Annotated in this window: 11 protein-coding genes and 1 pseudogene; 8 read left to right on the forward strand and 4 right to left on the reverse strand. The window is 64.9% G+C overall.

Going from position 1 to position 12,423, the window contains the following annotated elements:
- Positions 1 to 57: 57 nt before the first annotated feature.
- The 4 genes and pseudogenes from ACSQ76_RS20110 to ACSQ76_RS20125 form a co-directional block, all read right to left on the reverse strand.
- Positions 58 to 1,088: pseudogene (locus ACSQ76_RS20110) on the reverse strand (MaoC family dehydratase).
- Between the two features lie 2 nt (positions 1,089 to 1,090).
- Complete coding sequence (locus ACSQ76_RS20115) at positions 1,091 to 1,294, reverse strand: DUF1737 domain-containing protein (RefSeq protein WP_437157952.1); 204 nt, start codon at positions 1,292 to 1,294, stop codon at positions 1,091 to 1,093.
- 4 nt (positions 1,295 to 1,298) lie between these two features.
- Positions 1,299 to 1,844 (reverse strand): NnrU family protein, encoded by a 546-nt coding sequence (locus ACSQ76_RS20120; protein ID WP_437157953.1) that lies wholly within the window; start codon positions 1,842 to 1,844, stop codon positions 1,299 to 1,301.
- 3 nt (positions 1,845 to 1,847) lie between these two features.
- The gene (locus ACSQ76_RS20125; RefSeq protein ID WP_437157954.1) at positions 1,848 to 2,711 is read right to left on the reverse strand and encodes an HpcH/HpaI aldolase/citrate lyase family protein; all 864 of its coding nucleotides are present in this window, start codon (positions 2,709 to 2,711) and stop codon (positions 1,848 to 1,850) included.
- 233 nt (positions 2,712 to 2,944) lie between these two features.
- Here ACSQ76_RS20125 and ACSQ76_RS20130 point away from each other — a divergent pair, with 233 nt between their 5' ends.
- From ACSQ76_RS20130 to ACSQ76_RS20165, 8 genes are all read left to right on the forward strand, one after another.
- Positions 2,945 to 3,232: a hypothetical protein gene (locus tag ACSQ76_RS20130; RefSeq protein WP_437158247.1), complete on the forward strand. Its 288-nt coding sequence runs from the start codon at positions 2,945 to 2,947 to the stop codon at positions 3,230 to 3,232.
- A 244-nt stretch (positions 3,233 to 3,476) separates the two neighbouring features.
- The gene (gene mdh, locus ACSQ76_RS20135; protein WP_306127530.1) at positions 3,477 to 4,439 is read left to right on the forward strand and encodes a malate dehydrogenase; all 963 of its coding nucleotides are present in this window, start codon (positions 3,477 to 3,479) and stop codon (positions 4,437 to 4,439) included.
- 264 nt (positions 4,440 to 4,703) lie between these two features.
- Positions 4,704 to 5,897: an ADP-forming succinate--CoA ligase subunit beta gene (gene sucC, locus ACSQ76_RS20140; RefSeq protein ID WP_437157955.1), complete on the forward strand. Its 1,194-nt coding sequence runs from the start codon at positions 4,704 to 4,706 to the stop codon at positions 5,895 to 5,897.
- A gap of 2 nt (positions 5,898 to 5,899) precedes the next feature.
- Complete coding sequence (locus tag ACSQ76_RS20145; RefSeq protein WP_437157956.1) at positions 5,900 to 6,391, forward strand: hypothetical protein; 492 nt, start codon at positions 5,900 to 5,902, stop codon at positions 6,389 to 6,391.
- A 98-nt stretch (positions 6,392 to 6,489) separates the two neighbouring features.
- On the forward strand, positions 6,490 to 7,374 hold the full coding sequence (gene sucD / locus ACSQ76_RS20150) for a succinate--CoA ligase subunit alpha (RefSeq protein ID WP_437157957.1): 885 nt from the start codon (positions 6,490 to 6,492) through the stop codon (positions 7,372 to 7,374).
- A gap of 89 nt (positions 7,375 to 7,463) precedes the next feature.
- Positions 7,464 to 10,421: a 2-oxoglutarate dehydrogenase E1 component gene (locus tag ACSQ76_RS20155; protein ID WP_437157958.1), complete on the forward strand. Its 2,958-nt coding sequence runs from the start codon at positions 7,464 to 7,466 to the stop codon at positions 10,419 to 10,421.
- Positions 10,422 to 10,427: 6 nt separating this feature from the next.
- On the forward strand, positions 10,428 to 12,035 hold the full coding sequence (gene odhB, locus ACSQ76_RS20160) for a 2-oxoglutarate dehydrogenase complex dihydrolipoyllysine-residue succinyltransferase (RefSeq protein WP_437157959.1): 1,608 nt from the start codon (positions 10,428 to 10,430) through the stop codon (positions 12,033 to 12,035).
- A gap of 80 nt (positions 12,036 to 12,115) precedes the next feature.
- Positions 12,116 to 12,349, forward strand: coding sequence for a hypothetical protein (locus ACSQ76_RS20165; protein ID WP_437157960.1), 234 nt, complete (start codon positions 12,116 to 12,118; stop codon positions 12,347 to 12,349).
- The last annotated feature ends 74 nt before the right edge of the window (positions 12,350 to 12,423 follow it).

Below are 12,423 nucleotides of genomic sequence, written 5' to 3' on the forward strand. Positions count from 1 at the left end.
GCACAGGACCGAAGGTTACAGACCACCTGTTAACAAAGCGAAAACGCCACCCATGCCTCAAATCGGCATCAGCGCCCAGTAATCCAGGTCCAGCAACACATGGGGCAAGTACTTGCCGTCCTCGCCGCGCAGGCTGAACGCCTCGCCGCCCTTGGTCGCCACCAGCCGCAGCCGCAGCGCGCCCACACCCGGCGCGTCGGTCTCGGCGCGGTCCAGCACCTCGGACCACGCCCTGACGGTATCCCCGGCAAAGCACGGGTTCACGTGACTGCCCGCGTTGATCGCCGCGATCATCTGCGCGTTGGCCAGCCCGTTGAAGCTCAGCGCCCGCGCCATGGAAATCACGTGCCCGCCATAGATCAGCCGCTTGCCGTCCTCGCGCTGGGTCGCGTCGAAATGCGTTTTCGACGTGTTCTGCCACAGGCGCGTCGCCATCATGTGCTCGGCTTCCTCGATGGTCACGCCATCCACGTGGTCGATCGTCTCGCCGACCTCGTAATCACCCCAGCGATGCGGCTCGCCCGCCAGCGTCAGGTCGTATTCCGAGAAATCCAGCTCCGCTGGAACAACCAGATCCTCCGCCGCCACATGCGGCGCGGTCTCCGGCACCACGGGCTCGGGCGCGGGCGCATCCACATCCTTTTTGCGCACCATCACCCAGCGGACGAACTGCAACACCGGCTCGTCCCGCTGGTTCAGGCCCGTGGTCCGCACCCAGACGATCCCGGTCTTGCCGCTGGAGGTCTGCTTGACCCCGATCACCTCGGATTCCGAGCGCAGCGTATCGCCCGCATAGACCGGCCGCAGCCACCGCGCCTCGGCATAGCCCAAATTCGCCACCGCGTTCAGCGAGATGTCCGGCACGCTCTTGCCGAAGACGATGTGAAACGCCGCCAGATCGTCGATCGGGCTTTCGGGCAGGCCACACGCCCGCGCGAACGCGTCCGAGGAATAAAGCGCGTGGCGCGCCGGATAAAGCGCATGGTAAAGCGCCCGCTCACCCCCGACACGGTGCGCGGCACCGCATGCGGGATCACGTCACCGACGCTGTAATCCTCGAAGAACCGCCCCGCATTGGTCTTGGCCATGCTCACTGCTCTCCCAGCTTGGTGTCGGGCGTATAGGTGCCCTCGGCCTCTTTCACCACGGCCTGCCCGCACCGCATCACGCCGTTGGCCGCGTCGAACGCATAGGTCGGGCTGCCATAGAGCTCCCACCCCTTGTTCAGCGCCTCGGTCACCTTGTGGCAAAAGGCCGACGTGTCATCGGCCGACAGGAATCGATAAAGTTTCATATGCTCACCCAAACACCGGATAGCCCAGCCAGTAATGCACGGCCACGATCAGGCCGTAGACCACGACACTGCCCGCCACCGCGGCGATCTCCTTGGATTTCGGCGCCGGGTCGGGGCGCACCCATTCCGGCTGCGCCTTGTTGATCACGATCATCTCGATCACCGCCCAAGCCAGCAGCCCGCCGAACAGGACGAAGGACGGCACGTCGCCGTTCACCAACAGGTGCGCCAGCGCCCAGACCTTGACCGCGCCCAGCATCGGATGCCGCATCCTGCGCGCCAGCGCGGTTTTCATGCCGGCGGCGGCGAACATGTAAACAGACAGCAGCATCAACAGGTTGTTGATCCCCACCGTCGCCGGGTGCCGCCCCCAGAAAAACGCGCCATCGGCGGCCTGGTAGCCCTTGGTCATCATCCAGATGCTGACCAGCAGCACCACGGCGATCACCGCCTTGCCCGCGTTGCCCATCGCCGCCCTCGGCCCCGGCGCGATCCGTTTGAACAAATGCGCCCCGGTCCACAGCAGCACACCTGCGATCAGCAATCCCATGATCTACTCCGCCGCCATCTGTGCAATCGCCTCGGCCTTGGCCAGCGTCCGCTGCGCCGCGACGACATGCAGGTTTTCCACGATCTGCCCGTCCACGACGGCAATCCCCTGCCCCTGCTTCTTGCTTTCCTCGTAGGCCTCGATCTGGCGCATCGCCATGTCGATCTCGGACTGCGTGGGCGCAAAGGCCGTGTTGGCGATGTCGATCTGGTCGGGATGGATCAGCGTCTTGCCGTCAAAGCCCAGGTCGCGGCCATGCTCGCATTCCAGCTTCAGCCCGTCGCCATCCCGAAAGCGGTTGTAGACCCCGTCCAGCGCCACCACGCCCCGTGCCGCCCGCGCCGCCATCACGATCATCTGCAAAGACGCCAACAGTGGCATCCGGTCGGCGCGAAACCGACAGCCGAACTCCTTGGTCAGGTCGTTCGTGCCGGCCACCAGCCCCGTCACCTGCCGATGCGCCGCAATCTCGCGGGCGTTGAACACGCTGGCGGGGGTTTCCATCATCGTCCAGATCGGGATCTCGGTGCCAATGAGGTCCGACAGGTTGTCGACATCCGCATAGGTGTTCACCTTGGGCTGCAATATCACGTCCGCGCCCGCATCGCCCAGCACGCGCGCATCCTCGAACCCCCATTCGGTGGTCAGCGCGTTGATCCGCACGACCTTCACGCGGTTGCCATAGCCCCCGTCGCTCAGCGCCTGCGCCAGCGTCTGGCGCGCCTCGGCCTTGGCATCGGGGGCCACGGCATCCTCCAGGTCAAAGATGATCGCGTCGGTGGGCAGGGTGCGCGCCTTGTCCAGCGCCCGTTCCTTCGAGCCGGGAATGTAAAGGACGGATCGGTAAGGATGGGTGGTCAGGTCCATGGCGTGCCCCGCTGTCTGGTCGAAATTTTCTTGCGCGGGAATTCGCCATTTTTGGAACGAAAGTTCAAGACCTTTCTCGCCGCATTGCAGAATAGCCCCCTGCCGCGCCTCCCTCCCCAGCGACTGCGAACGGTCCGTTAACCCTGGCTTGATACTGTCGCCTCCACGCTGTCTGCACCAGAAAAACGGCAGGGACCCAACGCAGAAAGGGTAAGACGATGAAGACCACACTGATGATGATTGCCACGCTCGTGGCCACGGGTCTGTCCGGTCCCGCCTTCGCCGCGAACTGCGCGCCCCGCGATGCGGTCGTCGACCGGCTCGCCTCCAAGTATGGCGAGTCGCGGAAATCCATGGGCCTTGGCGCCAACAACGCGGTGATCGAGGTGTTCGCCTCGTCCGAGACCGGCACCTGGACGATCACCGTCACCTCGGTGCATGGCGTGACCTGCCTTGTCGCCAGCGGCCAGTCCTTCGAGGAACTGGATGAGGTGCTGCCTGTCGATGGCGACGACGCCTGACACCGCGCGGGCGGTGCGCCGCCGCGCAGCAGATTCGCCGCCGCAGTCCCGGGGGCAACCAATTAGATGCGCCCCGCCGCCATCAAGGCGCGCACCCTAAGCACCTGAGAATTCACCGGCTTTCGGCAAGCCTACCGTGCCTCGGCCGCCTGCCGTCGACGCGCCGCAGTGCAGCACACTTGAATTGACCCCGGTTTGCGACTACCCCGTAGCGCGAAAACAACCCCACCGGAGATCAATTTCCATGGCCAGACCCAAGATCGCCCTCATCGGCGCCGGACAAATCGGCGGCACGCTCGCCCATCTCGCCGCCATCAAGGAACTGGGCGATGTCGTCCTCTTTGACATCGCCGAGGGCACGCCGGAGGGCAAGGCGCTCGACATCGCCGAATCCGGCCCTGCCGAAGGCTTCGACGCCGCGCTCAAGGGCACGCAGGATTATGCCGACATCGCCGGCGCCGACGTCTGCATCGTCACCGCCGGTGTCCCCCGCAAGCCCGGCATGAGCCGCGACGACCTTCTGGGCATCAACCTCAAGGTCATGAAATCCGTGGGCGAGGGCATTGCCGCCAACGCCCCCGACGCCTTCGTCATCTGCATCACCAACCCGCTCGACGCGATGGTCTGGGCGCTTCAGAAATTCTCGGGACTTCCGCCAGAGAAGGTTTGCGGCATGGCTGGTGTGCTCGACAGCGCCCGCTTCCGCCACTTCCTCAGCCTGGAATTCAACGTCTCGATGAAGGACGTCAGCGCCTTCGTGCTGGGCGGCCACGGCGACACCATGGTGCCCTGCGTGCGCTACTCTACCGTCGCCGGCATCCCCCTGCCCGACCTCGTCGACATGGGCTGGACCACGCAGGAAAAACTTGACGCGATCGTGCAGCGCACCCGCGACGGCGGCGCCGAGATTGTCGGCCTGCTGAAAACCGGCTCGGCCTTCTACGCCCCCGCCACCTCGGCCATCGAAATGGCCGAAGCCTACCTCAAGGATCAAAAGCGCGTCCTGCCCTGCGCCGCCCATTGCGACGGCGAGTTCGGCCTCAAGGGCATGTACGTGGGCGTGCCCACCGTGATCGGCGCCGGCGGGATCGAGAAGATCGTCAACATCAAGCTCAACAAGCAAGAGCAGGAAATGTTCGACACCTCCGTCAAGGCCGTAAAGGGCCTGGTCGAGGCCTGCAAGGGCATCGACAGCTCGCTCGGCTGAACTCCGGCCCATAGCCTGCAATCAGAACGCGCGGTCCGGATCGGCCCGCGTGTTTTTCGTTTCGGCAGACCGCGGGCTGACACCGCCAGCGTTTCGATTCGTCATGCATATCAACGCCCTGTTTTGTGATCACAGCGCAAAATCGTGTGATCACAAATGGCGGAAATTCGCCGCAAAACGCGGGCCATGTCACGAAAGGGGTTAAGTCCCGCTTCATCCTATGGCTATACCAGATGCAAACGTACAGAAAGATGGGAAATCCGCATGAACATCCATGAATACCAGGCGAAGGCCTTGCTGCGCTCTTACGGGGCGCCTGTTTCGGACGGGCGTGTCGTGTTGCGCGCGGAAGAGGCGAAGACGGCGGCGGGTGAGCTTGACGGCCCCGTCTGGGTGGTCAAGGCGCAGATCCATGCGGGCGGCCGCGGCAAGGGCACCTTCAAGGAGGAAGGCGCCGGCGAAAAGGGCGGCGTGCGCATCACCAAATCGGTCTCCGAGGCCGCCGAGGAAGCCAAGAAGATGCTGGGCCGCACTCTGGTGACCAAGCAGACCGGCGAGGCCGGCAAGCAGGTGGGCCGCATCTATATCGAGGAAGGCGCCGCCATCGCCAGGGAATTCTACCTGGCACTTCTGGTCGACCGGGTGACGTCCCGCGTCAGCTTCGTCGCCTCCACCGAGGGTGGCATGGACATCGAGGAAGTGGCCGAAAAGACGCCCGAAAAGATCCTCAGCCTGAGCGTCGATCCCGCCACCGGCTATCAGCCCTTTCATGGCCGCCGCATCGCCTTCATGCTCGAGCTCGAGGGCGCGGCGGTCAAGCAATGCGTCACGCTGATGGGCACGCTCTACAAGATGTTCCTGGAAAAGGACATGGAGATGCTCGAGATCAACCCGCTGATCCTCACGGAGGGCGGCGAGCTGAAGTGCCTCGACGCCAAGATGGGCTTTGACTCCAACGCGGTCTACCGCCACGCGGACATCGCCGAGCTGCGCGACACCACCGAGGAAGACCCCAAGGAGCTGGAGGCGTCCAAGTACGACCTCAACTACATCGCGCTCGACGGCGAGATCGGCTGCATGGTCAACGGCGCGGGGCTCGCCATGGCGACGATGGACATCATCAAGCTCTACGGCGCCGAGCCGGCCAACTTCCTCGACGTGGGCGGCGGGGCCACCAAGGACAAGGTGACGGAAGCCTTCAAGATCATCACCAGCGACCCGCAGGTGAAGGGCATCCTGGTGAACATCTTCGGCGGCATCATGCGCTGCGACGTCATCGCCGAGGGCGTGGTCGCGGCCGTCAAGGAAGTGGGCCTGCAGGTTCCCCTCGTGGTGCGCCTCGAAGGCACCAATGTCGAGAAGGGCAAGGAGATCATCAACAACTCCGACGTTGACGTGATCGCCGCCGACGACCTCAAGGACGGCGCCCAGAAGATCGTCAAGGCCGTTAAAGGCTGACGATGGCGCGCTCGATAAACCTTGGCGTCCTGGGCGCCACGCTCCTGCTTGCCGCCTGCGGAACCGGCGGCGACGGGATCTCGCGCTCCGACACCGACCCGGTCAGCCTCGACCGCGTGATCACGCTCAACGACAGCATCTGCGGCCCGACCCGGCCGGATTTTGCCGGGGCCAAGGCGCGCATGGTGGCCGAGGGCCTGACGGTCGAGGAGGGCGGGCGCAACTTCTCGCCCACCGAGGCCGTTTCCGCCGCCGTCACCCGCACGCCAGAGGGCCGCACCTTCTGTGCCGTCAGCGCGCGGTTCCCGGGCAATGTCTACACGCTGGAACAGGCCATGACCGAACGCTTCGGCGCGCCGCGCATGACCGATCGGATCACCCCGCCCGCGCGCGTCTACAACCTGGGCGCCAAGGGCAACATGATCCTGGTGATCCGCGACACGCCGGGCCGCACCGTGACCGCCTATGACCTCGGCTATGCCACGGGCATCTGAGGCCCCGAAGATATCCTCGCGCGGGGGCTGAACCCCGCGCCAAGACCAACAAGACCCCGGTTGCCGGGGAAGAGATCATCAAGGAAGGAGACGCCACAATGGCCGTTCTCGTCGACAAGAATACCAGAGTCATCTGCCAGGGCCTGACCGGCTCGCAAGGCACCTTTCACTCCGAGCAGGCCATCGCCTACGGCACGCAAATGGTCGGGGGCGTGACCCCCGGCAAAGGCGGCCAGACGCATCTGGACCTGCCCGTGTTCAACTCGGTCCACGAAGCCGTCCACAAGACGGGCGCCAACGCCTCCGTCATCTACGTGCCGCCGCCCTTTGCCGCCGATTCGATCCTCGAGGCGATCGACGCGGAGGTTCCGCTGATCGTCGCGATCACCGAGGGCGTGCCGGTGCTCGACATGATGCGCGTCAAGCGCGCGCTCGAGGGCAGCAGCTCTGTCCTCATCGGCCCCAACTGCCCCGGCATCATCACGCCGGATGCGTGCAAGATCGGCATCATGCCCGGCCATATCCACAAGCGCGGCAGCGTCGGCGTCGTCTCCCGCTCCGGCACGCTTACATACGAGGCCGTGAAGCAGACCTCCGATGTGGGCCTCGGCCAGTCGACTTGCGTCGGCATCGGCGGCGACCCCATTAAGGGCACCGAGCATATCGACGTGCTGGAATGGTTCCTGGCCGACGATGAAACGGAATCGATCATCATGATCGGCGAAATCGGCGGCAGCGCCGAGGAAGACGCCGCCCAGTTCCTGAAAGACGAAGCCAAGAAAGGCCGTTCCAAGCCCTGCGCCGGCTTCATCGCCGGGCGCACGGCGCCTCCGGGCCGCCGCATGGGCCACGCCGGCGCCATTGTTGCGGGCGGCAAGGGCGGCGCCGACGACAAGATCGAGGCGATGAAATCCGCCGGCATCACCGTCGCCGAATCCCCCGCAGGCCTCGGCGAGGCCGTGCTGAAAGCGATTGGAAAATGACCCGTAGGGTGGGGTTGCACCCCACCCGCCCTTCCGCAGCGGCGGGATGAAATCCCGCCCTACGGTCAACCCCAACGAGGGAGCCTGAGATGACCGACCAATCCCCCAACGACCAGTTCCACGCCTCCAGCTTCATGCAGGGGCACAATGCCGAGTATCTCGAACAGCTTTACGCGCGATACGCCAATGACCCGGGTGCGGTCGACGAGGCGTGGCAGGCCTTCTTCCGGGAACTGGGCGACGGGGACACGGACGTCAAGAAAGAGGCCGCAGGCCCCTCTTGGGCGCGCCCCGACTGGCCGCCGCAGCCCGCGGACGACCTCACGAGTGCGCTGACCGGCGACTACCCGACCGAAATCGAGGCGCGACAAGCCGGCGACAAGATCAAGTCGAAGGCCGCCGAGACGGGGGTTGAGGTCTCGGACGACGCGGTGAAACGCGCCGTTCTGGACAGCGTCCGCGCCCTCATGCTGATCCGCGCCTACCGCATCCGCGGCCACCTTGCCGCCGATCTCGATCCGCTCGGCCTGCGCGAAAGCCCCGACCGGCCCGAGCTCGATCCCAAGTCCTACGGCTTCACCGATGCCGACATGGACCGGCCCATCTTCATCGACAACGTGCTGGGCCTTCAAGTCGCCTCGATCCGCGAGATCCTCGCCATCGTCAAACGCACCTATTGCGGCACCTTCGCCCTGCAATACATGCACATCTCCGACCCCGAAGAGAGCGCCTGGCTGAAAGAGCGCATCGAGGGCTACGACAAGGAAATCACCTTCACCCGCGAAGGCCGCAAGGCGATCCTGAACAAACTGGTCGAGGCCGAGGGCTTCGAGAAGTACCTGCATGTGAAATACATGGGCACCAAGCGCTTTGGCCTCGACGGGGGCGAGGCGCTGATTCCGGCCATGGAACAGATCATCAAGCGCGGCGGACAGCTGGGCCTGAAGGAGATCGTCATCGGCATGCCCCACCGCGGCCGCCTGTCGGTGCTGGCCAACGTGATGGGCAAACCCTACCGCGCCATCTTCAACGAATTCCAGGGCGGCTCGTTCAAGCCCGAGGACGTGGACGGTTCGGGCGACGTGAAATACCACCTCGGCGCCTCGTCGGACCGCGAATTCGACGGCAACACCGTGCACCTGTCGCTCACGGCCAACCCAAGCCACCTCGAGGCCGTGAACCCCGTCGTGCTGGGCAAATCCCGCGCCAAGCAGGATCAGCTGGCCGACCGCGAGCGCACCGCGGTCATGCCGCTCCTGCTGCATGGCGACGCGGCCTTTGCCGGACAGGGCGTCGTGGCCGAATGCTTTGGCCTCTCGGGGCTGAAGGGCCACAAGACCGGCGGCACCATGCACCTTGTGGTGAACAACCAGATCGGTTTCACCACTGCGCCCCACTTCTCGCGCTCCTCGCCCTATCCCACGGATATCGCCCTGATGGTCGAGGCGCCCATCTTCCACGTCAACGGCGACGACCCCGAGGCCGTGGTGCACGCCGCCAAGGTCGCCACCGAGTTCCGCCAGAAGTTCCGCAAGGACGTGGTGATCGACATCATCTGCTACCGCCGCTTCGGTCACAACGAAGGCGACGAGCCGATGTTCACCAACCCGATCATGTACAAGAAGATCAAGTCGCAGAAGACCACGCTGTCGCTCTACACCGAGCGGCTGGTCAAGGACGGCCTCATCCCCGAGGGCGAGATCGACGACATGAAGGCCGCGTTCCAGTCCTACCTCGCCGACGAGTTCGAAGCCGGCAAGGAATACCGCCCGAACAAGGCCGACTGGCTGGACGGCAAATGGTCCCACCTCGACAGCAAGGACGAGGATTACCAGCGCGGCGAAACCGCCATCAAGAAAAAGACCATGGCCGAAATCGGCCGCGCCCTGACCACCCCGCCCGAGGGCACGCCGCTGCACAAGACCGTGTCACGGCTCCTGGAAACCAAGGCCAGGATGTTCGAAACCGGCGAAGGCTTCGACTGGGCCACCGCCGAGGCGCTGGCTTTCGGCTCGCTCCTGACCGAGGGCTACCGCGTGCGCCTGTCCGGCCAGGACAGCACCCGCGGCACCTTCAGCCAGCGGCACTCCGGCCTGATCGACCAGGATTCGGAAGAACGCTACTACCCGCTCAACCACATCCGCGAAGGCCAGGCGCAGTACGAGGTCATCGACTCGATGCTCTCGGAATACGCCGTGTTGGGGTTTGAGTATGGCTACACCCTGTCCGAGCCCAACGCGCTCACCTTGTGGGAGGCCCAGTTCGGCGACTTCGCCAACGGCGCCCAGATCATGTTCGACCAGTTCATCAGCTCAGGCGAATCCAAGTGGCTCCGCATGTCCGGCCTCGTCTGCCTGCTGCCCCACGGCTACGAAGGGCAAGGCCCGGAACACTCCTCCGCACGCCTCGAACGCTTCCTGCAGATGTGCGGACAAGACAACTGGATCGTCGCCAACTGCTCGACCCCGGCGAACTATTTCCACATCCTGCGCCGGCAGCTGCACCGCACCTACCGCAAGCCGCTCATCCTGATGACGCCGAAATCGCTTCTGCGCCACAAGCTGTGCGTCTCCAAGGCCGAGGAATTCACCACCGGCAGCAGTTTTCACCGCGTGCTCTGGGACGATGCCCAATACGGCAATTCCGAGCTCAAGCTGAAATCCGACGACAAGATCAAGCGCGTCGTCATGTGCTCGGGCAAGGTCTATTTCGACCTTCTGGAAGAACGCGACAACCGCGGGCTGGACGATGTCTATCTCCTGCGCGTCGAGCAGTTCTACCCGTTCCCCGCAATCTCCATGGTCAAGGAGCTGGAACGCTTCAAGAAGGCCGAGATGGTCTGGTGCCAGGAAGAACCCAAGAACCAGGGCGCCTGGAGCTTCATCGAGCCCAATATCGAGTGGGTGCTCGAACGCATCAAGGCCAAGCACACCCGTCCGGTCTATGCCGGGCGCTCCGCCTCCGCCTCGCCCGCAACCGGGCTTGCCAGCCAACACAAGGCCCAACAAGAAGCGCTGATTGATGCCGCGCTGACGATCGAAGGATAACACGTAATGACCACCGAAGTACGCGTGCCCACCCTGGGCGAATCCGTGACCGAAGCCACCGTCGCCACCTGGTTCAAAAAGGCCGGCGACAAGGTCGAGGCCGACGAGATGCTGTGCGAGCTGGAAACCGACAAGGTCACCGTCGAGGTGCCCTCGCCCGCCGCCGGCACACTGGCCGAGATCGTCGCGCAAGAGGGCGAGACCGTGGGCGTCGACGCCCTGCTCGCCACCCTGTCCGAAGGCGACAGCGGCTCCGACAGCGCGCCCAGGAAGGCCGAGAAGACAGAAGAGAAAAGCGCCGAGTCCGAGTCCGGCAAGTCCGGCGGCGAAAGCGGCGGCAGCGGCGGCCGCGCATCGGGAGGCGACACCAATGTCATGGTTCCGACCCTGGGCGAATCCGTAAGCGAGGCGACCGTCTCGACATGGTTCAAGAAGGTCGGCGACACTGTGAGCCAGGACGAAATGCTCTGCGAGCTGGAAACCGACAAGGTCTCGGTCGAGGTTCCCGCGCCCGCGGCCGGGACGCTTACCGATATCTTCGCCCAGGAAGGCGACACGGTACAGGCAAACGCCAAGCTGGCCGTGATTTCGGGCGGCGCGGACGGCACGGTGGAACCCGCCGAACGTCCCGCGCCAAAGGATGCCACGGCCAAGACGGATGACGCCCCGGCCACCGCCAATGGCGGCCAGTACACCACCCCGCCCGCGGGCCGCGATATCGAGGACGCGCCCTCGGCGAAAAAGGCGATGGCCGAAAAGGGCCTCAGCAGCGACCAGGTGCAGGGCTCGGGCCGCGACGGCCGCGTGATGAAAGAGGACGTCGCCAAGGCGGTGTCCGCCGCCAGCAGCGCCGCGCCCGCCGCCTCGTCGGCCCCCGCACAGGCGCCCCGCGCGCCGGTGTCGGCCGAGGATGCCAGCCGCGAGGAACGGGTCAAGATGACAAGGCTAAGGCAGACCATCGCGCGCCGCCTCAAGGACAGCCAGAACACCGCCGCCATGCTGACCACCTATAACGAGGTGGACATGACCGAGGTGATGGCGCTCCGGAACGAGTACAAGGACGAGTTCCAGAAGAAGCATGGCGTGAAACTGGGCTTCATGTCCTTCTTCACCAAGGCCTGCTGCCACGCGCTGAAAGAGGTGCCCGAGGTCAACGCCGAGATCGACGGCACCGATATCGTCTACAAGAACTTCGTGCACATGGGCATCGCGACAGGCACGCCCACCGGCCTCGTGGTCCCGGTGATCCGCGACGCCGACGCGCTCGGCTTCGCCGACATCGAAAAGGCCATCGCCGAGAAGGGCGCCCGCGCCCGCGATGGCAAGCTCTCCATGGCCGAAATGCAGGGCGGCACCTTCACCATCTCCAACGGCGGCGTCTACGGCTCGCTGATGTCCTCGCCCATCCTCAACCCGCCGCAATCGGGCATCCTCGGGATGCACAAGATCCAGCAGCGCCCGATGGTGGTGAACGGCGAGATCAAGGCCCGCCCCATGATGTACCTCGCCCTCAGCTACGACCACCGCATCGTCGACGGCAAGGGCGCCGTGACCTTCCTCGTCCGCGTGAAGGACGCGCTGGAAGATCCGCGGCGGTTGTTGATGGATTTGTAAATCGGTGGCGGGATAAATCCCGCCCTACTTCCGGTAGGGCGGGGTTCACCCCGCCCCTTCCACCATACGGGACACACCTCATGACCACCCAACTCCTCCTCCGCTACGACAGCTTCGACCAAAGCGCCCACGAGTCCCATGCCGAGGACCGGGCCAATGCCGGTCTCACCCAGCTTCAGATGTGGCGCGAGGGCACGGGCACCCGCTGGGTCCTCTTCGGCGTCAACGACGCGGCCCGCGTCAAGGCCTGGGTTGACAAGGAAACCGGCCTCGGGCACGGCCCGTCCGCCTCCCACATGCTGGAGACGGCATGAACCAAGAGCTACCCGCCCCGGACTTGATCCGGGGCCTCCCAGGGCAAGAAACCCCGAGCGGGTCCCTGGACGCG

The organism is Roseovarius sp. B08, assembly GCF_051417955.1.
In the GTDB taxonomy this organism is placed as follows: domain Bacteria; phylum Pseudomonadota; class Alphaproteobacteria; order Rhodobacterales; family Rhodobacteraceae; genus Roseovarius.